This window comes from Sedimenticola hydrogenitrophicus, assembly GCF_025175675.1.
In the GTDB taxonomy this organism is placed as follows: Bacteria; Pseudomonadota; Gammaproteobacteria; order Chromatiales; family Chromatiaceae; genus Sedimenticola; species Sedimenticola hydrogenitrophicus.
This window is the reverse complement of the sequence record NZ_JANIOA010000024.1, coordinates 53,715-75,350: the sequence shown is the minus strand read 5'-3', so window position 1 is coordinate 75,350 and position 21,636 is coordinate 53,715. Positions and strand designations below refer to the sequence as shown.

Here is a 21,636-nt window from a genome sequence, read left to right as displayed (position 1 = left end):
TACGCTTTTACTTTGCGTACTTGGTGTCTTTGCGAGAGTTTAATGAAAACTGAAACTACCCCTGCGGGCTTATTCACTGAGACGCCCAGGGGGCAGGCGATGGGTGGAGGAGGAACGACCTAACCCATCAATCGGTCAGCGGTACCTTCCCGGCATGTCACCCATCGCCCGGCTTCATCGAAGATGGGTTACGGCGCGTCCCGACTGCGGAGAGTCCCCAACAACCGAGGATGTGCGCCTCCACCCATCCTACACGTTGAACATGATCCATAGTTCGTAGGTGGGGTGAGCCTGCGAACCCCAGCCTGCGAAACTGATTGTGAGTCTCCGACACTCTCCCGGTCCCGACTGGTGGATGTGCCTACCGGCTTATCCACCCTACGAAGCGACTCCTCCGGTCCAATCCGGCAGGTGACGGATCGGGACAATACAAGTCGCTGGTTTCCTTCGTGGCCTTTGCGTTCTTGGCGGTTGAATGAGGTTTTGATCTGGAGGGGTCGGAGTCAATCCGTCCGGATCAGGAAGCGCTTCCCGTCGTCGGTGTGCGGCTTGACTCCGCCCGCTGTGTGTCAGGCCGGAAATACCGCGCGCGCGTCAAACACCGGCCCATCCACACAGACCCGCTTCATGGCCGGGCCCCGGTCGGTCTGCACCTCCACCACGCAACCGGCGCAACCACCCACCCCGCAGGCCATGAACTCCTCCAGCGAGACCTGGCAGGGCAGGTCGAACTCGTCGGCCAGCCGCGCCACGCTCTCCAGCATCGGATGGGGTCCGCAGGAGAAGATCTCCACCTGGGCCAGCGCCTCCGGCGGCAGTGTCCGCAACCAGTGGCGTGCCAGGTCGGTGACATAGCCCTCGTGGCAGCCGGGGAAGCCCTGCTGGCTGGCCAGGCGGTTAGGGATGTGCCAGTCATCCAGCAGCGGCATGCTGGCGATCACCCCGTCCGGCATCTCCGGCATCAACAGGGTCGACGGCTGGGGCTGGAAGGGGAAGGGCACCTCGGAGCCGAGGATCACCAGCGGCCGGAAGTCGGTATTGCCCGCCAGGGTCTGGGCGATGAAGACCATCGGCGGCATCCCCACACCGCCACCGATCAGCAGCGGCCGGGAGCGCTCCGCATGGAGCCGGAAGGGCTCGCCGATCGGCCCCAGGAGACTGATCCGCTCGCCCGGCTGGCGCCGGGCCAGCAGGCGGGTGCCGTCGCCCACCGCCTTGTAGAGGAGTTCGATCCAACCCTGTTCGGCCGAGGCGCGCATGATGGAGATGGGACGGCGCAGCGGCTTGGAGGTGTCGCACTGAATATGCGCGAAACTGCCGGGCAGCGCCTTTTCGGCGCAGCGCGGCGCCTGCAGGCGCAGGATATACTGATCACCCGCGAAGGCCTGGTGGGAGAGGATCTCCGCCTCCTCCAGGAAAATGGTTTCGCGATGGCTTCTAGGGTCTGTTGTAGGTTGGGTCATAGGCTGCTTGCGGTCTGGTTTGAGCTGGCGGATTGGTAGACGATACGGCCCTCGAACAGGGTATGGGTCACCTGGCCCTGGAACTCCCAGCCGATGAACGGGGTATTGCGCCCCGCGCTGGGCAGCTCGTCGCGCTTGAGTTCCCAGTGTCTGTTGGGATCGAACAGACAGAGGTCCGCGCTGCTGCCGGGAGTGAGCCTGCCGTAGGGGAGGTCGAGGATATCCGCCGGTCCGCAGGTGATGCGGGCGATCGCCTCGGACAGGCCGAGCACCCCCTCGTCCACCAGCTTGAGGGTCAACGGGAGCAGGGTCTGCAGCCCAGCCATGCCGGTCGCGGTGGAGGGGAAGGGCGCCTCCTTTGCGTCCGCTTTCAGCGGTTGATGATCCGAACAGATGGCGCCGATCACCCCCTTGGCCAGCGCCAGGCGCAGGGCGTCGCGGTCGGCGAGGCTGCGCAGCGGCGGATTCAGGTGGCAGTTGCTGTTGAACTCCTCGATATCCATCTCGGTCAGGTGCAGCTGGTGGGCGGCCACGTTGGCGGAGACCTGGAGGCGCTGCTGCTGGGCCTGTTCGATCATGCGCGCGGCCGTGCCGCTGGAGAGCAGGTGGAAATGGATGCGGCAGCCGGTGTGCTCGGCCAGGGCCAGATCCCGCGCCACCGCCACCGATTCGGCCGCTTCCGGGATGCCGGGGAGTCCCAGTCGGGCGCTCACCGGTCCCTCGTGGGCGTAACCGTTGTTGCGCAGGTGACGGTCCTCCGGGCGCAGGATCGCGGTGATGCCGAAGGTGGCGGCATACTCCAGGGCGCGCCGCTCCACCAGGGTATTGGCCAGTGGCGCATAGGCGTTGCTCATGGCGACACAGCCGGCCCGCTTCAGGGCCACCATCTCGCTCAGGTGCTCGCCGGCCAGCTGCTGGGTCATGGCGCCGATCGGCAGCACGCGGGCGCGGGCGGCGCGCTTGGCACGGCGCAGCAGCAGGGTGACCACTGCCGGGGAGTCGATGACCGGGTCGGTATCCGGCGGGCAGCAGAGGGTGGTGATGCCGGAGCGGGCGGCCACCGCGGTTTCGCTGGCGATGGTGGTGATGTGCTCCTGGCCCGGTTCGCGCATCCGCGCACTCAGGTCCACCAGGCCGGGACAGACGATCAGTCCGGCGGCGTCGATGGTGTGCTGGGCGGTAAAGTCGTCCGGCCGTTCGCCGATGGCGAGGACCCGGCCGTTTTGGATATAGATGTCGCGGATGGCGTCGATGCCGTTGGCCGGGTCGATCAGCCGGCCGCCGAGGATCTGGATACTGTTCTTCATGCCGCTCATCGTGCCGCCGCTCCCTGGGCCTGGGTTCCCATGGTCATGGACATCACCGCCATGCGCACGGCGATGCCGAAACTTACCTGTTGCAGAATCACCGAGCGGGGGCCGTCGGCCACCTGGGAGTCCATCTCCACGCCGCGGTTGATCGGGCCGGGGTGCATCACGATGGCATCCGGCTTGGCCGCCTTGAGCCGCTTCTCGGTGAGCCCGTAGAGCTGAAAGTACTCATGCTCGCTGGGCAGCAGGGCGCCGGTCATGCGCTCCTTCTGCAGGCGCAGCATGATCACCACGTCCACGTCGCGGATGCCCTCCTCGAGGTCATGGAAGACATGCACCCCCAGGCTGCGCGGGTCGGCCGGCAGCAGGGTGCGCGGGGCGATCACCCGCACCTCGGAGGTGCCCAGGGTGTTGAGGGCCAGGATCTGCGAACGGGCCACCCGGGAGTGCAGGATGTCGCCGACGATGGCGACCCGCAGCCCGGTGAATTCGCCCTTGTGGCGGCGGATGGTGAACATGTCGAGCATCGCCTGGGTGGGGTGGGCATGCTGGCCGTCACCGGCGTTGATGACGCTGATGTGGGGGGCGGCGTAGCTGGCGAAGAAGTGCGCGGCGCCGCTGTCCGAGTGGCGGATCACGAACATGTCCACGTGCATCGCCTCGAGATTGCGCAGGGTGTCCAGCAGGGTCTCGCCCTTGGTGGTGGAGGAGGCGCCGACATTGAGATTGAGCACGTCCGCCGAGAGTCGCTTGGCCGCCACCTCGAAGGTGGTACGGGTGCGGGTGCTGTTCTCGAAGAACAGATTGCAGATGGTCTTGCCGCGCAACAGCGGTACCTTCTTGACCACCCGTTCCGATACCCCGGTGAAGGATTCGGCGGTGTCGAGGATCTCGGTCAGCATCTCCCGCTTGAGGCCGTCGATGGTGAGAAAGTGCTTGAGTCGGCCGTGGCTGTCGAGTTGGATATTGGGCTTGCTCACGATGTTCCCCTGGTCTCCTGTTTGGAGGTGCCGATGATCAAGTTGAGCGGGTCCGGCCCGGTCAAGGTTATTTGCTGTTCATGGGTCAGGGGCGGCCGCACACCCACCACGCTGGGCTGGATCGGCAGCTCGCGGCCGCTGCGCTCCACCAGGGTGGCGAGCAGGATCGAGGCCGGGCGTCCGTAGTCGAAGATCTCGTTCATCGCGGCGCGGATGGTGCGGCCGGTCTGCAACACGTCGTCCACCAGGATGATGTGGCGGTCCTCGACCTCGAACGGGATCTGCGACGGTTTCACCTTGGGGTTCATGCCGATGCGGGTGAAATCGTCCCGGTAGAAGGAGATGTCCAGGGTGCCCAGCGGCTGTTTGATCGCCAGCAGTTTATGCAGGCGTTCCGCCAGCCAGACTCCGCCGGTGTGGATGCCGATCATCACCGGGTCGCGGGCCTGCTGCACCTCCAGGCGGGTTTTGATGGCTTGTACCATTTCGCCGATCAGCCCATCAATCGCTTCGGCTTGCATGTAGATTTTATCGTCGTTCACTTAACCAGGTTTCCAGGATCAGTTTTGCGGCAATCGCATCAAGTTCATCGTATTTTTTCACTCCGCGCCCCAGCTCCATCCGGGCCACCTGCGAGGTCAGCCGCTCGTCGGCCAGGTAGACGGGGAGCCGGTAGCGGCCCTCCAGCTGCCGGGCAAAGCGGCGGGCCAGCGGGGCGATCTCGGCTTCGCTGTCGTCCATGTCGTAGGGCAGGCCCACCACCAGCGCTTGCGGCAGCCACTCGTCGATCAGCCGGCCGATGCGCTCCCAGTCCGGCTTCTGGCGCACCGCCCGCAGGGTGGTCAGCGGATTGGCGGTGCCGGTCTCCGTCTGGCCGACGGCGATGCCGATCTTGGCGGTGCCGTAGTCAAAGCCCAGTAGTGTACCCATTTTTCGGCGGCAGATCAGCGGCGCGTGCAGCAGGCGCCCCGGCACCCGGCCGGTGCCGCGCGCCGTCTCGCTACGGGTGGTGTGGAGTCGGGGCGGGCGGTCCGTTGCGGTGAGACGGGGGTCGGCTCAGGCATGTCCGGCATCACCCGACAGCAGGTTCAGGTCGATGCCGATGGCCTGGGCGGCGGCCTCCCAGCGCGCCTCCGCCGGTAGGTCGAACAGCACACTCTCCGGGGCCGGCCCGTTCAGCCAGGCGTTGGCGCTTAGCTCCTGCTCCAGTTGGCCCACCCCCCAGCCGGCGTAACCCAGGGCAATCAGGCTCTTCCCCGGCCCCTTGCCGCGGGCGATGGCGTCGAGGATGTCGCGCGAGGTGGTGATGCTGATGCTGGAGGTGATGCGCAGGGTCGATTCCCATGCACCGCCGCTGGTGTGCAGCACGAAACCGCGGTCGGTCTGCACCGGACCGCCGATAAAGATGGGTTGTTCGGCGCTGGGCAGGTGGCTGTCGTTGATGTCCAGCTGATCGAGTATGTCGTTGAGGCGCAATCCCGAGGGGCGGTTGATGACGATGCCCATCGCGCCCTCCTCGCCATGCTGACAGAGATAGGTCACGGTGTGGTGGAAATTGGCGTCATCCAGCCGCGGCATGGCGATCAGGAACTGATTGGTCAGGGATACGGGGCTGTTCATAGCTATATAGTATCGGATGCGGGGATTCGCTCCGCAACCATCGGCGAAAGCTATTTTGAAAAAAGTTGGTCGTTATTGCGGAACTGCCAGGTGCGGATGATATCGAGGATATCGGTCTCCTTCCTGATCTCGGCCGGAAACGGGGCGAAGGGGGAGGAGAGCTTGACGATGCGGATGGCGGCGTCATCCAGCAGCTTGTGGCCGGAGGATTGGCGCACATTAATGGTCTTGACGCTGCCGTCGGCACGGACCTCCACGTGCAGCACCAGGTTGCCGTACAGCTTGCGCCGTTTCGCCTCGTCCGGGTAGTTGAGGTTGCCGACCCGCTCCACCTTGCGTCGCCAGGCATCCAGGTAGCTGGCGTACTTGTACTCCTGGGTGCGTGCCGACAGCGTCTTGCGCCGCGGGCGCTTGGCATAGGCCTTGGTTTTTTCATCCAGTTCCGCGGTGAGCCGGGCAATCTCCTGATTGGTGCTCGCGAGCAACTGCGCCGCAGTCACCCTCCTCTTCTCCGGCGGGGTCGGTCGTTTCTCAGGCGCAGTCTCGATCTTCTGTCTGTCCGGCTGCTGTTTGGTGAGCACCTTTTTCGGTTTTTCCGCCTTCGGTTTCGGTGCCGGCGGTGGGGGGGGCGCCGTCGCCTGCACCGAAGTTTCCCGCAGCAGTGGTGTCGACGGGGTGATCTCGGTTGTGGGACGCATCTTCTCGGTTTGGTCGCCGCCCCCCTCCTGACTGGCCTGGGCGAGAAAATCGGCCTTTTCGATGGGCTGTTTCAGATCGTGCTTTTGCGGATTCTGCACCACCATGATCTCCAGGGTGCGATCCGGGGTGGCCGGCTTTTCCGGCGTTTCCAGGGTAAAGCTGACGCCCAGAATGACGGTGGCATGCAGGGTGACCGCCACAAACAGCGTCAGTCCCAGCCGGTCTATTGAGGTTGTCATGCCAGTCCGCTTCATCCTGTCCGAGGGTTCAACGTCCGGGCCCGGCCGTGAGCGGCGGACTCAGTTTGATGTTGTAGCCGGCGTCGGTCAGTTCGACCCGCTCCCGCATGGCGGGATTCATGTGCAGATTACCGCCGGTGTCCACCAGCAGGACATAGCCTACCCCCATACGCCGGGCGATTTCATACCAGCGTGATGGGCCGGCAATAAACAGTGCGGTCGCCGCTGCATCCGCCGTGGTGGCGTTATCGTCGATCACCGTCACCGAGCGGGTGCCGACGGCGGGGTAGCCGGTCCTGGGGTCGATGATGTGGTGGTAACGCTTGCCTTCCCAGGTGAAATTGCGTTCGTAGTCACCCGAGGTGAAGATGCTCTCGCTGCCACTGGTGCGGATGATCCCCAGCACCCCCTCGCCGCTGGGGTGGCGTATGGCGATGCGCCAGGGTTCGCCGTACTTGCTGCCGATCGCCCGCAGGTCGCCGCCGGCGTTGAGAATGGTGTTCTGTACGCCCAGCTCTTTCAGGTGCTCCACCGCCAGATCGATCCCGTAGCCCTTGCCGAAGGCGCCGAAATCGAGCTGGACCGCCGGGTTGCCGCTACGCATCTGGATGCCGTCCAGGTGCAGGTCACTCATCTTTGGCGCGGCAGCCAGCAGGCGGTCAATGGTCTCCTGCGGGGGCGGCCGATGCCCGCTCGGGTCGTTATTGTGAAAGCCCCAGGCATCAATCAGCTGGCCGATGGCCGGATTGAACAGCCCGTCGCTTTTTTCCGACAGTTCGGCACCGCGCACGATCAGCGGCAGCACCGAGGGTGGGGCGGCAAAGGTCTCACCGGTCTGAATCAGCCGGTTGACCCGGCCCAGGGGGCCCGGGTCCCAGGCGTGCCAGGCGTGGTGCATGCGTTTGAAGTCATCCTCGATGACGTCGGTCGCCGCCTGGGCCTCCTGTGCGGAGAGTCCGGCGATGGAGATATCCACCAGGGTGCCGAAGGCGAGGAATTGTCCCTTGTAGACCGGGGGCTGGGTGTCGCAGCCGGCCAGCAACAGCAGGGCCAGCAGCCAGGCGGCGCTTGCGGGGTGTTTCATGGAGCGAGTTTCTCTTCTATGCAATCCATCAGTTGCGCGCTGATATTGAGTCCGAACTGGCTGTCGAGTTCCCGGATGCAGGTCGGGCTGGTGATATTGATCTCGGTGAGATAATCGCCGATCACATCCAGGCCGGCGAACAGGATGCCGCGTTGCCGCAGGCTGGGTCCGACCTGCAGGGCGATCCAGCGATCCTGCTCGGACAGCGGGAGTCCCTGGCCGGTACCGCCGGCCGCCAGGTTGCCGCGGGTTTCCCCCGGTTTGGGGATGCGTGCCAGGGCATACGGGACCGGCTCACCGTCCACCATCAGGATGCGTTTGTCGCCCTGGCTGATCTCGGGCACGAAGCGCTGCGCCATGGTCAGCCGCCGGCCGTGACCGGTCAGGGTTTCGATAATCACGTTGGCGTTGGGGTCGCCCTGGCGTACCCGGAAGATCGAACTGCCGCCCATGCCGTCCAGCGGCTTGAGGATGATATCCTTGTGCCGGTCCATAAAGCTGAGGATCCGTTCCCGGTCACTGGTCACCAGGGTGGGGGTGCAGCACTGCGGGAACCAGGCGGTGAACAGCTTTTCGTTGCAGTCGCGCAGGCTGGCGGGCCGGTTGACGACCAATACGCCGCGCTCTTCGGCCTTCTCCAGCAGATAGGTGGTATAGATGTAGTCCATATCGAACGGCGGGTCCTTGCGCATCAGGATGACGTCCAGTTCATCCAGTGGAATGGTCTCCTCGCCGACGAAACGGAACCACTCCTGGGGATTCTCTTCAACCAGCAGATTGCGCACCCGGGCGTGGGCCCGGTCGTTATCCAGATAGAGGTCCTGCTGCTCCATATAGCGCAGGTCCCAGCCACGCCGCTGGGCCTCCAGCAGCATGGCGAAAGTGCTGTCCTTTTTTATCTTGATGGAATCGATGGGATCCATCACGACACCGAGAGTGATAGTCATTTTTCAATCATACCTGAGGAGGCCCGGTTTGTCGGTGACCTTGTCGCAACTTTCCCACTATAAGGTTGCAGTGGAGGTTATCTGTTGCTATTTTCTCTCAGGTTATGATCCTAATAAAGTGTCGCAACTAGAAAAAACCAGATTCATACAGGGACCCTATTATTACAACTACCCTCATTGGAAGAGCGTCCGGGAGCGGCCTAAGGTCACCGGATGAGGGATTATGAATCTCCGGATATGAACGGTTTGGGAGGTGTGGTGAGTAATGAGCAAGTGGCGATATCGGAGTGGAGCAGGCGGTGGTAATCCGGCGCTGTGGGGATTTGGTCTGGGCGGATGCTGTCTGGCGATTATTGGTTTTGTGACCTCGGTCTCAGTGATGGCGGCAGGGGAAGATGATTATTTGAGCGCGCTGCATCAGGAGGCCGGCAAGGTCGATGGGGGAGGCGCCAGTTCTCGGGGCGCGGGCGGTGAAGCGGCGGACGGCCGGCTTTCGCGTGAATCCTTCGAGAGTGAATTGAAAGAAAAATATGCCGGCAGCGCGGTGTTTTACAGCAAGCTGGCACCCGGCAGCCAGGAAGAGATCTATCAGGAGTACCAGTCTGGAGCCTCCATTTCGGAACTGAGAAAAAAGATCATGGATCGGTTCCTGCATCGCTGAGGGTAAAAAACAGCAGAAAATATTCAGGTTAGGCGACGACCGGACGATATACCCGGAAGCAGCAGTGAAGTTTCAATAATTAAGCTACGTCAGATAGCGGGTCTCTTTAGGGGGGTAATAATGAGGAAATCAATAGCCTTTGTGGCTGTTTTTGCTGTTCTGTCGATCATGGCGGGACAGGCGGTTGGCGCGGAGGATGAAGTAAAGGTCGGTGCCGAGGACGGCGTGATCCCGCTCTATCAGGGCAAGCCCTACCTGCATGTGATGCATAATGGGCGCTCGGTGAAAGTGCAGCGGGTGCAGGATCCCGATTTTGAACTGCGGGGCTATTTTGCCAAGACCAGTCGGCAATGTCCGCCCTTCTGTATCGGGCCGATGGAGGTGGACCCCGCGGTCAAGACGGTGGGAGAGATTGAGGTGTTCGACTTCATGGAGAATCAGTTGCGGGATGGCCAGGGGGTGTTGATCGATGCGCGGACGCCCGAGTGGCACGCCAAGGGCACGATTCCGGGATCAGTCAATATTCCATTCACGGTGCTGAGCCTGGGGCCGGATGACCTGGAGATGGAAGAGGCGCTGCTCTCGTTAGGGGCCAAACCGAGAACGTCATCGGGCGGGCTGACCCGGGCACTGGAGCAGTGGGGCGTGATGGATGCCGGGCCGGTGACCGATAAGTGGGATTTCACCGAGTGCAAGGAGCTGGTGCTCTGGTGTAACGGACCGGCCTGCGGGCAGTCACCAAGAGCGATCCGTGGGCTGCTGGCGGTCGGCTATCCGGCGGAGAAAATACATTATTACCGGGGCGGGATGCAGGTATGGCAGATGTTTGGCCTGACCACGGTGAACTGAATAGGCCACTGGTCAATAGTGCCGGGGTTGCAAGTGGAACGGCAGGGACGTCACTATATCCCCGCGCCAGAGGTTGTGCGAATCAGAGGAAGCTAGTGCTCCGTCAACGTGATAATTACGGATTCAGCGTCCCTGTGGCGTTTCGCGGCAAGGCGCAGTGCGCAGGCAATGGTGGTTCCCTTGTCAAGCGCTGTAACGCAGCTGAGGAACGCCACAGGGACGCCCGAAGGGTGAGCTTGTCAGCGCCCATGGACGGCGTTGCGCCTCTTGGCAAGGGATCCTGCATTGCCGGCGAGGCGCGCCTTGCCATAAACGCTGACAAGCTCACTGAACTCGCAATTGTTACATTGACGGAGCACAAGTAATGAATGAAGACGTCGATATCTCCGGTAGAAAGGTGATGGTCATCGATGATAGCAAGACGATCCGCCGCACGGCCGAGAGCCTGCTTAAAAAGGCCGGGTGCGAGGTGTTTACCGCCAACGACGGCTTCGAGGCGTTGTCGGTCATCGCCGACACCCACCCGGACATCATCTTCGTGGATATCATGATGCCGCGCCTGGACGGTTACCAGACCTGTGCCCTGATCAAGCATAACAGTGAATTCAAGAAGACCCCGGTCATCATGCTCTCCTCCAAGGATGGCTTGTTCGATCGCGCCCGGGGACGTATTGTCGGTTCCGAAGAGTATCTCACCAAGCCGTTTACCAAGGATGAGCTGCTGGGCGCCATACGCAAGCACAGTGCCAAGGCGGCCTGACCGGCTGTCGCTAACTCCATACCTTACCCAAGCCGCGGATATTGTGATTATGAGAAGTTTCTTTAAGAAAAACAGCGCAGAACAATCCGATGAAGCCAGCGCCGTCGATGTGACCATCCTGATCGTTGATGACTCCCCGACCGAGACGCACATTCTCAAGGGCATTGTTGAGAGTGGCGGATACAAGGTTATTACCGCCGCCGATGGCGAGACCGGGATCACCATGGCCAGGGAATCCCGGCCGGACCTGGTGCTGATGGACGTGGTCATGCCCGGACTGAACGGTTTTCAGGCGACACGCCAGCTGAGCAAGTTGCCGGAGACCCAGGACATACCGGTCATTGTGGTGACCACCAAGGATCAGGAGACGGATCGTGCCTGGGGATTGCGTCAGGGTGCCAAGGAGTATGTGGTCAAACCGGTGGCGGCGGCAGAGCTGCTCGGCAAGATCAGGGCCGTGCTTGCCGGCTAATTAGGATATCATGAGCGAAATCACATCAGCCGATCTGCTGCAGCTGCTGCAGAAAATCGAACACCGGAGTCACCAGTATGCGGTGGGCTTGCCGAAGCAGAAGGTCCAGGAGTATTGGGAAGGTGTGCTGTTCAACATTACCGGGCTGGGTGTGATCGCACCCCTCCAGGAGGTCAGGGAGATTCTCAACTATCCGGATGGGCTGACCCAAGTGCCGGGGACCCAGGCCTGGCTGCTCGGCATGGCGAACATCCGCGGCAACCTGCTGCCGATTATCGATCTCCAACAGTTCCTGGGTGGGTCGCCGGTAGTGGTCGGGCGGCGCAGCCGGGTGCTGGTGGTCAATCACCAGGGGCTCTATTCGGGACTGCTGGTCGGTGAAGTTCAGGGGATGCGTCATTTCCTTGCGGAGCAGCGCACACGGGTTCCCATTCTGCCGGAGTATATCCGCCAATTCGTGCAGGGAGCGTACGAATATGAGGGCGCCGTCAGGCCGGTATTCAGTATGAATCTGCTGGCGGAGAATACCGAATTCAGGGTGTCTTCACTATGATTTTTTTCCAGGCGATTTCTGTGTGCGAATTTTTATCATTCGTGGCAACGGAAACCTTACAAGAACAAGCCTCTTGCGGGAGAGAGAGTAAATGAATACCAGGGTTACCAGACGTACGGGTGGTGGCGCCGCCTCAAACAAGCTTGGCATTGTGCTGTCGATCGGGTTGCTGGTCACGTTGCTGGCGACCTTGCTGACATTCGCCCATGTGGCGAAGTGGGCGGCGAATGACGAAATCTACATTGTCCGCTCCGAGGAGCAGCGGGTGGTCTCCCAGGAGATCGCCAAAAGCGCGCTCTCGGCGGCGGCCGGTAACCCGTCGGCATTCGGTCAGTTGCGCGAGTCCCGGGACAAGTTCGAACGGCTCATGTCGGAGTTGAAGCAGGGTGATCCGGCGGTTGACCTGCCGCCGTCGCCCGAACCGGTAACGGCGCAATTGCGCGGGGTTGAAAATGCCTGGCTGGAGTTGCGCCAGAATGCCGATGACATCCTGTCAAACCGGGATGCCATCCTCTCCGTACAGGAGTTTATCGGGGTGATTACCGAGTTCATGCCGCAGTTGCAGGAACTCTCGGAGCAGGTGATCGGCGACCTGGTGGCGACCAGGGCGGATCCGGCGCAGATCGCCATCGCCTCGCGCCAGCTGATGTTGTCCGAACGAATCGATAAAAACGTGAACAAGGTGTTGGCAGGCGGACAGGCCACGGCGGCGGCCATCGACCAGTTCAGCCGTGACTCCGACCATCTCGGCCGGGTACTCGACGGTATGTTGGAGGGCAGCGAATCGCTCGGCATCGCCAAGATCACCAATCCGGCGGTGGTGCAGAAACTGCGTGAGGCGGCGATGCTGTTCAGCTCCATCAACGATCACGCCGACGAGATCATCGAAACGGTTCCGGCGGTACTCCCGGCACTCGAGGCGGCCAGTCAGGTGACTGCCGTATCGGACCGGGTGAACGATGCGGCCCAGTTGCTGGTGGAAGCCTACGGCGAAAATCCGGGGCTGATCAGCATCCTGGGCGTGAAGGCGGGACCAGTGCTGATCGTGCTGCTGGGCGGTCTCTCCATTTTCATACTGCTGTCGCTGGGTTATCTGCAGATTCGGAACGCCCAACGTCGTGAGCTGGAGAGCAGCCAGTTGAACGAACGAAACCAGCAGGCCATTTTGCGGCTGCTCGACGAGATGGGCGACCTGGCCGACGGTGACCTGACGGTAACTGCCACGGTGACCGAGGACGTGACCGGCGCCATCGCCGACTCCATCAACTACGCCATCGAGGCGCTGCGCAGCCTGGTAACCACCATTAACGAGATCTCCGAGCAGGTATCCAGCTCCGCCCAGGAGAGCCGTGCCACCGCCATGCACCTGGCGGAAGCGAGTGAACATCAGGCCGATCAGATCACCTCGGCCACCGCGGCCATCAACAAGATGGCCTCGGCGGTTGATCAAATGTCCCAGGAGGCAACCGAATCCGCCACAGTGGCGCAGCACTCGGTTGAGATCGCCGCCAAGGGCAATGAGACGGTACGCCGGACCATCAAGGGCATGGATACCATCCGCGAGCAGATCCAGGAGACCTCCAAGCGCATCAAGCGGCTGGGTGAAAGCTCCCAGGAGATCGGCGATATCGTGGAGCTGATTGACGACATTGCCGACCAGACCAACATCCTGGCACTGAATGCGGCCATGCAGGCGGCCATGGCGGGTGAGGCCGGGCGCGGCTTCGCGGTGGTGGCCGACGAGGTGCAGCGACTCGCGGAACGTTCCGGTAACGCCACCAAGCAGATCGAGGCGCTGGTGAAGACCATTCAGGCGGATACCAACGAGGCGGTCTCCTCCATGGAGGCGACCACCACCGAAGTGGTGGCCGGTGCCCAGTTGGCAGAGGACGCCGGTGAGGCGCTGAAGGAGATCGAAAGCGTTTCCAATCACATCTCCGAGCGTATTCAGCGAGTTGCCGACACCGCACAGACACAGTCCGATGAGGCCGCCCGGGTGAACGACACCATGAGCGTGATCCAGGAGATTACCACCCAGACATCGGATGGTACCAATCAGACGGCCGCGGCGATCGGCACCCTGGCGGATATGGCGGATGAGCTGCAGCGGTCGGTTGCCGGTTTCCGTCTGCCGGAATACAACTGACGGTTCCCTGCCCTGGATGAACGGATGCCCGGATCAGGCCGGCGTGGTGATCAACCGAGGGTTGGAGCACGCCAGGCCGGCACCGGTGCTGATGGCGGCCGGCAGATATTCACACCTGCGCGGCGGGAGTATCTGCGGGACTGTGGCAACGATGAACGAACCACCACTGGCATATATGAAGGCCTGGTATGAGTGATGTCCAAGATCATAGTGTGCTGAAATGGATCAGGGGTGAGCTTGACTCGTCCCTGGACGCGGCCCGGCATGCGCTGGAGTCCTTCCTGGATGGGACCGGTCCGGATACCGAACTGGAGCTCTGTATCACCCAGCTGCACCAGGTACGCGGCACCCTGCAACTGATGCAGCTTTACGGTGCGGCGATGCTGGCGGAAGAGATGGAGCTGGTGGCCAAGGTGCTTGGATCGCTCGGTGAGCAGCGCCGCAAGGAGTCGGCCGAGGCCCTCATGGTGGGTCTGGTACAGCTGCCAGAGTATCTGGAAAAGATCGAATCGGGCACAGCGGACAACCCGATCCTGCTGCTGCCGCTGATGAATGAGCTGCGGGCGGCACGGGATGTCTCCCTGTTGTCCGAGGTGGCGCTGTTCGCACCGGATCTGGAGCGCAAGCTGTTGCCTGCCGAAGGCGCCCAGGAGGTCAATCCCGAGTTGCCGGCGCTCACCAGAAAATTGCGCTACCGGTATCACAAGGCGTTGCTGGACTGGTACCGGGGTAGCGACAGCGCGGGTGGTCTGGAGCGCATCGCCGAAATATTCCGGGACCTGGAGCAGGCGGCCTGGACGGATCAGGTGCAGCGCCTGTTCCGGATCGGTCAGGCGGTGGTTAACGCCCTGCGAGATGGCGGCCTCGACTCCGGCATTGCCACCAAATTGCTGGTGGGCAAGATCGACCGGGAGATCAAACGGATCATTGATGCGGGTGAACAGCCCGTCGCGGCCGCGCCCTCCAATGACCTGGTGAAAAATCTGCTCTACTACACCGCCTGCGCGGATTCCTCCGATCCGGTGGTGGCACAGGTCAGGCAGGAGTTCGATCTGACCCAGGGTCCGCTCGGTCAGGCGGATCTGGCCGGCGAACAGGCCGATCTGCATGCACCCGGCCGGGAACTGCTCGAATCACTGCGCTGTGCCATCAGTGCCGAACTGACCGCCATCAAGGACCAGCTCGACCTGTTCATCCGCGGCAAGCGGGAGGATCTCGGTCGTCTGCAGGCGCAACAGGAGCCGCTGAAGAAACTGGCTGATACCCTCGGTATGGTGGGCCAGGGCGAGCTGCGGTCACGGCTGATGCGCCAGGCCGACAAGCTCGCCGAGATCGTCGCCGCCGGTAACCAGCCCGACGAGCAGGACCTGATGGCCATGGCCAGCGACATCCTGTTTATCGAGACCTCGCTGGACAACCTTTCGGTGGTTCGCCGCTATGCGCGGCCGCAGAGCGATCAGGTAAGCTCCACGCTGCCTGAAGGCGAGTTCGAGCGGCTGGTCGACTCGGTGATGCATGAGGCGGGGATCGACATGGCCCGCAACAAAGAGGCCATCATCAACTTTATCGAAACACCCGATAATCGGGCGCTGCTGGCGGATGTACCGCGTCGCTTCAACGGCATTGCCGGCGCCTTCAGCGTGCTGTCGCTGAGTGATGCGGCGGTCTCGATGCGGCGGCTGAACCGCTATGTGGAACAGACCCTGCTCGGTGATGCCGGGGTGCCCAGCGCCGCCGATCTGGACGCCTTTGCCGATGCCGTAACCGGTATTGAATACTTCATGGAGGCGGTCAGCGAGGGGCGCGGTATCCATCCGGAGATTCTCGATGTCACCCGGGATGCCCTGGCGCGTCTCAAGGTGCCCGAATCCGCGGACAGCGATGCGCCGCCAGTGCTCGAAGAGACGCCAGAACCGGCCTCCGTGACGGCACCCGTCACCGACAGCACCGCAGTGGAGGAGGCGGTTGAAAGCCTCGCCGCCGGCGAGCCGGAAGCCGCGCCGGAAGCCGCCCCGGCGCCCACCCCATCGGCGGACAAGCCCGCCCTGGAGGATATCGACGCCGAGATACTTGAAATCTTCGTCGAGGAGGCGGAAGAGGAGCTGGCGGCCATCCAGGAGTACCTGCCGCGCTGGTGCAACAACCGCGACGACCGGGATGCATTGACCACCTTCCGGCGCTCGTTCCACACCCTCAAGGGGAGCGGGCGGCTGGTGGGGGCCAAGACCATCGGCGAGTTTGCCTGGGCAATTGAGAACCTGCTCAACCGGGTGATCGACGAGACCATCGAGGTATCACCGGGTGTTATTGATCTGCTGAATGAGGCGGTTGGGATACTACCCGAACTGATCGAGTGCCAGAAGCGTGGTGTCGCTACCACCGTCGATCCCCGGCCGCTGATGGATCGGGCCGAGGCCCTGGCGCAGCCGGGGCGCGCCGCGGCTGTTGCCAGCGCCTCCGAAGCTTTCGTGGCGGAAGAAGAGCCGCTGTCGGCGGAAGAGCGACTGGATGCGCTGGAGGAACAGATTGCCGAAGACGAGTCGATAGGGTTCGCCGCGGCGGATGAAGCGGCCGACGAACCAGCGGCGGAACCGGTTCCGGAGTTGGTTCCGGAGCCGGTTTCCGAACTGGCGGCGGTCGAAGAGACAAGCTCGGCGACGGTGGCGGCAGCGGCCGCTGAGGCCGAGACCGTCCCGGCCCCGATCAACATGGACGAGACGCTGCTGGAGATCTTCGAGGCCGAGTCCAGGACCCACATCGAGACCCTGAGCCAGTTTCGTGAAGCCTGCAGCGGTAATCCCCTCGCTTGCCGTATCGGCAAGGAGCTGGTGCGGGCGCTGCATACCCTGCACGGCAGCGCGGAGATGGCCGGGGTCGATTCCATCGCCCAGGTCAGTACCGCACTGGAATCCCTGGTGGCGGATCTCAACAGCCTGGGCCGCCATGCCGATGGGGCGGCGCTGGAGCTGATCGGCCGCAGTGTCGATCTGTTCAACACCGTCCTCGGGGTGATCAATGTCCCCGGCGCGCAACTGCCGGACTGGCAGGCGTTGGTGGGGGAGATACACGCCTATGGGCGCGCGGCTGAACAAGTCACTCCGACCACCGACGCGGTGCGGAGTGAACTGCCCGAGCAAACTGCCCCGGTAGCCGAAGTAGCCGAAGAGCCAGTCGCCGAGTCCCCGGCGGAGGTGACGGAAGTGGCGGCGGTCGCGGAACCGGAGAGCGAATCCGTAGACGAGTCCGTCGAACCGGCGGACGCGGCGGATCAGTCGCTAGCCGAGTTGCCGATTGAAACCATCTCCGCGGAGCCCGCGGATGAAGCGCTGCTGGCGGAACCGGAGATTGCCACGGAGCCGCCCGTTGTGGACAGCGGGGCTGCCGTGGCGAGTACCGCTCCCTCCATGGTGGATCTGGAGGGTGACCCCGAACTGGTGGATATCTTCCTGGAAGAGGCCAGGGAGCTGCAGGAAGCCCTCGAGGACACCCTGCAGGCGGCGGCTTTCCAGCTCTCCGACAAACAGGTTTCAGAGGAGCTGCAGCGTATCCTGCACACCCTCAAGGGCGGGGCGCGACTGGCGGGAGCGATGCCGATCGGCGATCTGAGTCACGCTTTTGAATCACTGCTGACGGCCGTGGATCAGGCCAGAGTGGCCCCCGGCGATGCCTTGGTCACCCTGACCCATGAGGTGATGGACCGTCTGGCGGAGCAGATCGACGATCTCTCCAGCGCCCCCAGGCTGCGTGTCGCGGATGATCTGGTCGACAAGATGGGGGCGTGGCTGATCGCGGGTGGGCCACCACCGGCGGCTGCCGCGCTGCCCGCCGGCGAGCCGGAGGTGGCCGCGAGCAGTGGCGAGGCCGCAGCGTCGCTCCCCCCGGGTGGTATCGCCCCCGAGTCCCGGGTCGCCGAAGCCGTTTCCGCGGCGCTGCTGGCCGGGCCGACCCTGGAGCCGGCCGAAACGGAAACAACCGACCTGCCGGCGGAACAGCCCGAGGAGGCCGCGGCAGAGATTGCCGATCAGGCAGAAACCGAAGCCGAATTCGAGCCCGATGCCGCGGTGCTGATTGATGCCGCGGCGTTGGCTGATGCCGCGGTGCCGGCCGGTGCCTCGACGGGCCTGGCCGTCGAGGAGCCGGGATTGTTGCCGGGTCGTGGTCAGCGCGAGCAGGTACGCGTCCGTTCGGACCTGCTGGACCGGCTGGTCAACTACGCGGGCGAGGTGAGTATCTACCGTACCCGTATCGAACAGCAGAACGGGCAGTTGGGATTCAACCTGTCCGAACTGGAACAGACGGTCAGCCGGCTGCGTGATCAGCTGCGCCAGCTGGAGATCGAAACCGAGGCGCAGATCCTGTTCCGCTATGAGCAGGATTGGGAGCAGGACCGGGGCGACGAGCCATCCCATGACGCCTCGTTCGACCCCCTGGAACTGGATCGATTCTCCGCCATGCAGCAGGTCTCGCGCAGTCTGATGGAGACGGTCAACGACCTGGCCAACATCAACGGTTTCCTGGAGGAGCTGCAGGCGGAGACCGATACCCTGCTGCTGCAGCAATCGCGCATCACCACCGACCTGCAGGACGGCCTGATGCGCACCCGCATGGTGCCGTTCTCGCAGATTGTACCGCGCCTGCACCGGGTGGTACGGCAGACCTGCAACCAGTTGGACAAGCGCGCCGAGCTGGTGATCCAGGGGGCCGGCAGCGAGATCGACCGCGGCATCCTGGAGCGCATGATCGGTCCCCTGGAACATATCCTGCGCAACGCCATCGCCCACGGCATCGAGTCCCCCGCGCGGCGCACCGAGCAGGGCAAGGCCGAAACCGGCCAGATTAGCCTGCGGCTCTCCCGCGAGGGCTCGGACGTGCAGCTGGTCATCTCGGATGATGGGGCCGGGGTGGATATGGCCAGCATTCGCGAGCAGGCGATCAAGAGCGGCCTGCTCGATCCCCAGGCCGACGTGGCCGACGCCGATGTGCTGCCGTTCGTGCTGGAACACGGCTTCACTACCGCCCAGGAGGTGACCCAGATCTCCGGGCGTGGTGTCGGGCTGGATGTGGTGGTGAGCGAGGTCAAGCAGCTGGGCGGCTCGCTGGACATCACCTCGCAGGCGGGCCAGGGGGCCAGCTTCATTATCCGCCTGCCGCTGACCCTGGCCATTACCGATGCCCTGCTGGTGGAGCTGGGCGGGGAGATCTACGCCATTCCCCATACCAGCGTCGAGGGTGTGGTGCGGGTCTCCCGGCAGGAGCTCGAGGCCTGCTACAGCGGCCGGCAGACGGCCTACAGCTATGCTGGCAAGGATTATCAGGTACGCTACATGGGCAGCATGCTCAATGTGGGCCAGGTCAATCTCTCCGACCAGCGCAAATGGTACCCGCTGCTGCTGGTGCGGGCCGGCGATCACCATGTGGCGATACAGGTCGATGGGCTGCTGGGTAATCGCCAGATCGTGGTGAAATCGGTCGGGGTTCAGGTCTCCACCGTGCGCTGGATTTCGGGCGGGACCATCCTCGGCGATGGGCGCGTGGCGCTGATTCTCGATGTGACCGCGCTGGTACGTTCCGATGTGGCCCAGACCGCGGCCCCGCATGCCGAAGTCGCCCGGGTCGACGTGGCGGCACCGGCGCCGGGGGTGGGGCGTATGGTCATGGTGGTGGATGACTCGATCACGGTGCGCAAGGTGACCGGGCGACTGCTGGAACGGCACGGCATGAATGTGCTGACGGCCAAGGATGGGGTGGACGCCGTCGCCATGCTGCAGGAGCAGCGCCCCGACATCATGCTGCTGGATATCGAGATGCCGCGCATGGACGGCTACGAGCTGGCCCGCCACATGCGTAATTCCGACGACCTGAAACAGATCCCGATCATCATGATCACCTCGCGTACCGGCGACAAGCACCGCAAGCTGGCCATGGAGCTGGGAGTGCGGCGCTACCTCGGCAAGCCGTATCAGGAGAGTGAGTTGCTGGACAATATCTATTCGGTACTGAATGAGGAGGCCGGATGAGCCTGAGCCAGGATTCCACGGAGATCAGGGGCGTGCTGTTGCCGTTGCAGGAGGGGGAGCTGTTGCTGCCGAACGCCGCCGTCTGCGAGGTGGTCAGTTACCAAGCCCCGGATGCCGTCTCCGCGCGTGCCCCGGCGTGGCTGCTGGGTGCCTTTGCCTGGCGCAATCACGCCCTCCCGTTAATCGCCTTCGAGCGACTGCTGGGTCAAGAGAGTGGTGAAATAGGCCACCGCGCCCGGGTGGCCATCGTCAATACCCTGAACGGCAATGACCGGCTGCCCTATATCGGCATCCTGCTGCGTGCGGCACCCCACCTGGTGCGGGTCACGGAGAGCTCGATCGTGCCCTTCGCCGGGGACGAGCCGCCGCCGGGCATGGTTGCCGACCGGGTCATCATCAACGGGGTGGATGCCCTGATCCCGGATCTGGATGCCCTGGAGTCGGCCCTGTCGGAGTTCGACCTCTGGATCGCGGCGGATAGGTTGAGGCGGAGCGACGCTACTCATCAATGAGTCCCTGAGTGTTAAGTTGTTAAGCGAGTAGAGCCCTTTTTAACGCAACATCGGCTGAATCCGGCATGTCTATAGGTGCAACCCCCTGTGGTTGCACTTTTGTATCGTTGCCAGAACCACGGATTCACACAGATAAACACAGATTCAGAATTCTGATCTCGTATCTGTGTGAATCTGTGTTCATCCGTGGTTCTCCAGGGTCCTGCCCGCCTTGGGCGGCTCAGGCTGTTGTGGCGCCTTTTGGGCGCTTAGCAAAACTAAAAGGGCTCTGACCCCTTACCGGACCACGGCTGATTCTTACCGAACCTGTTTTTTTTCGGCGGCCGCGTGTAATATCCCCCTCTTTACCCCCACCGCTGCGAATATTCCATGCCAGAACTCACGGAAAAGACCCGAAGTTCCAATAATTTCAACAAGTTGAAAAAGCGCCTGGAGCGCGAGGTTGGCAAGGCGATCGGCGATTTCAACATGATCGAAGAGGGCGACCGGGTGATGGTCTGCCTCAGCGGCGGCAAGGACTCCTACACCCTGCTGGACATTCTCCTGACCCTCAAGTCGCGGGCGCCGATCGACTTCTCCCTGCTGGCGATGAATCTGGACCAGAAACAGCCGGGCTTCCCCGCCGATGTGCTACCCGGCTATCTGCAGCGGTTGGGGGTCGAGTACCGCATCGTCGAGGAGGACACCTATTCGGTGGTGCAGGAGAAGATCCCCACCGGCAAGACCACCTGCTCGCTCTGTTCACGGTTGCGCCGGGGCATCATCTACCGGGTAGCCAGCGAGCTGGGGGTGACCAAGATCGCCCTCGGTCATCATCGGGACGACATTGTCGAGACCCTGTTCCTGAACATGTTCTTCGGCTCCAGGCTCAAGGCGATGCCGCCCAAGCTGCACACCGATGACGGCCGCCACGTGGTGATCCGTCCCCTGGCCTATTGTGCCGAGAAGGATATCGCCCGCTACAGCCGGACCCGGGCGTTCCCCATCATCCCCTGCAATCTTTGCGGTTCCCAGGAGAACCTGCAGCGCCAGCAGATCAAGCAGATGCTGGCGGCGTGGGAACAGCAGTATCCGGGGCGTACGGCCAACATCTTCAGTGCCCTCTCCAGCGTGGTGCCGTCCCATCTGGCCGATAACACCCTGTACGACTTCAAGAATCTCGGTGCCGCGGCGAGTGAAGGGGATACGGTGTTCGATCCCCCCGAGATCGCCGGGCCGGCGCTGGGGATCTACAAGATCGGCTGATCCGGCATGTCCGTAGGGGCAACCCCCTGTGGTTGCCCTTTTGTATCGTTGCCGGAACCACGGATTCACACAGATAAAC

Annotated in this window: 18 protein-coding genes; 9 read left to right on the top strand and 9 right to left on the bottom strand. The window is 63.0% G+C overall.

What is annotated here, in order from left to right; genetic code table 11:
- Positions 1 to 569: 569 nt before the first annotated feature.
- The 9 genes from NPX02_RS13715 to gshB all read right to left on the bottom strand — a co-directional run bounded on the left by NPX02_RS13715 (position 570) and on the right by gshB (position 8,342).
- Complete coding sequence (locus NPX02_RS13715) at positions 570 to 1,463, bottom strand: dihydroorotate dehydrogenase electron transfer subunit (protein WP_260294309.1); 894 nt, start codon at positions 1,461 to 1,463, stop codon at positions 570 to 572.
- Entirely contained in the window at positions 1,460 to 2,779 is a 1,320-nt protein-coding gene (locus tag NPX02_RS13710) for a dihydroorotase (RefSeq protein WP_418067338.1), read from the bottom strand. Before NPX02_RS13710 ends, NPX02_RS13715 begins: the two co-directional genes overlap by 4 nt.
- Positions 2,776 to 3,753 carry an aspartate carbamoyltransferase catalytic subunit gene (locus tag NPX02_RS13705; protein WP_260294308.1) on the bottom strand — a complete coding sequence of 326 codons (978 nt, stop codon included), beginning with the start codon at positions 3,751 to 3,753 and terminating at the stop codon, positions 2,776 to 2,778. Before NPX02_RS13705 ends, NPX02_RS13710 begins: the two co-directional genes overlap by 4 nt.
- On the bottom strand, positions 3,750 to 4,274 hold the full coding sequence (gene pyrR, locus NPX02_RS13700; protein WP_260294312.1) for a bifunctional pyr operon transcriptional regulator/uracil phosphoribosyltransferase PyrR: 525 nt from the start codon (positions 4,272 to 4,274) through the stop codon (positions 3,750 to 3,752). Before pyrR ends, NPX02_RS13705 begins: the two co-directional genes overlap by 4 nt.
- Before the next feature lie 7 nt (positions 4,275 to 4,281).
- The gene (gene ruvX, locus NPX02_RS13695) at positions 4,282 to 4,683 is read right to left on the bottom strand and encodes a Holliday junction resolvase RuvX (RefSeq protein WP_260294307.1); all 402 of its coding nucleotides are present in this window, start codon (positions 4,681 to 4,683) and stop codon (positions 4,282 to 4,284) included.
- Positions 4,684 to 4,809: 126 nt separating this feature from the next.
- Positions 4,810 to 5,373, bottom strand: coding sequence for a YqgE/AlgH family protein (locus tag NPX02_RS13690; RefSeq protein WP_260294306.1), 564 nt, complete (start codon positions 5,371 to 5,373; stop codon positions 4,810 to 4,812).
- A gap of 50 nt (positions 5,374 to 5,423) precedes the next feature.
- Entirely contained in the window at positions 5,424 to 6,311 is an 888-nt protein-coding gene (locus NPX02_RS13685) for an energy transducer TonB (protein ID WP_260294305.1), read from the bottom strand.
- 28 nt (positions 6,312 to 6,339) lie between these two features.
- The gene (locus NPX02_RS13680; protein WP_260294304.1) at positions 6,340 to 7,395 is read right to left on the bottom strand and encodes an FAD:protein FMN transferase; all 1,056 of its coding nucleotides are present in this window, start codon (positions 7,393 to 7,395) and stop codon (positions 6,340 to 6,342) included.
- Positions 7,392 to 8,342 carry a glutathione synthase gene (gshB, locus tag NPX02_RS13675; protein ID WP_260294303.1) on the bottom strand — a complete coding sequence of 317 codons (951 nt, stop codon included), beginning with the start codon at positions 8,340 to 8,342 and terminating at the stop codon, positions 7,392 to 7,394. The genes NPX02_RS13680 and gshB overlap by 4 nt, the downstream gene beginning before the upstream one ends.
- A 265-nt stretch (positions 8,343 to 8,607) precedes the next feature.
- On the opposite strand from gshB, the gene NPX02_RS13670 reads away from it, so the two are divergent.
- The 9 genes from NPX02_RS13670 to ttcA all read left to right on the top strand — a co-directional run bounded on the left by NPX02_RS13670 (position 8,608) and on the right by ttcA (position 21,557).
- Positions 8,608 to 9,003: a hypothetical protein gene (locus tag NPX02_RS13670; protein ID WP_260294302.1), complete on the top strand. Its 396-nt coding sequence runs from the start codon at positions 8,608 to 8,610 to the stop codon at positions 9,001 to 9,003.
- A gap of 120 nt (positions 9,004 to 9,123) precedes the next feature.
- A complete protein-coding gene (locus tag NPX02_RS13665) occupies positions 9,124 to 9,852 on the top strand; it encodes a rhodanese-like domain-containing protein (protein WP_260294301.1) in 729 nt (242 codons plus the stop codon).
- A 364-nt stretch (positions 9,853 to 10,216) separates the two neighbouring features.
- Entirely contained in the window at positions 10,217 to 10,612 is a 396-nt protein-coding gene (gene pilG, locus NPX02_RS13660; protein ID WP_260294300.1) for a twitching motility response regulator PilG, read from the top strand.
- A gap of 49 nt (positions 10,613 to 10,661) precedes the next feature.
- On the top strand, positions 10,662 to 11,084 hold the full coding sequence (locus NPX02_RS13655) for a response regulator (protein ID WP_305792876.1): 423 nt from the start codon (positions 10,662 to 10,664) through the stop codon (positions 11,082 to 11,084).
- Positions 11,085 to 11,094: 10 nt separating this feature from the next.
- Complete coding sequence (locus NPX02_RS13650; RefSeq protein ID WP_260294299.1) at positions 11,095 to 11,637, top strand: chemotaxis protein CheW; 543 nt, start codon at positions 11,095 to 11,097, stop codon at positions 11,635 to 11,637.
- A 91-nt stretch (positions 11,638 to 11,728) separates the two neighbouring features.
- Positions 11,729 to 13,783, top strand: a complete 2,055-nt coding sequence (locus tag NPX02_RS13645) for a methyl-accepting chemotaxis protein (protein WP_260294298.1) — start codon at positions 11,729 to 11,731, stop codon at positions 13,781 to 13,783.
- Between the two features lie 188 nt (positions 13,784 to 13,971).
- Positions 13,972 to 19,800 carry a hybrid sensor histidine kinase/response regulator gene (locus NPX02_RS13640; RefSeq protein ID WP_260294297.1) on the top strand — a complete coding sequence of 1,943 codons (5,829 nt, stop codon included), beginning with the start codon at positions 13,972 to 13,974 and terminating at the stop codon, positions 19,798 to 19,800.
- Positions 19,797 to 20,312 carry a chemotaxis protein CheW gene (locus tag NPX02_RS13635; RefSeq protein ID WP_260294296.1) on the top strand — a complete coding sequence of 172 codons (516 nt, stop codon included), beginning with the start codon at positions 19,797 to 19,799 and terminating at the stop codon, positions 20,310 to 20,312. Before NPX02_RS13640 ends, NPX02_RS13635 begins: the two co-directional genes overlap by 4 nt.
- Before the next feature lie 369 nt (positions 20,313 to 20,681).
- The gene (gene ttcA, locus NPX02_RS13630; protein WP_260294295.1) at positions 20,682 to 21,557 is read left to right on the top strand and encodes a tRNA 2-thiocytidine(32) synthetase TtcA; all 876 of its coding nucleotides are present in this window, start codon (positions 20,682 to 20,684) and stop codon (positions 21,555 to 21,557) included.
- Positions 21,558 to 21,636: the final 79 nt, after the last annotated feature.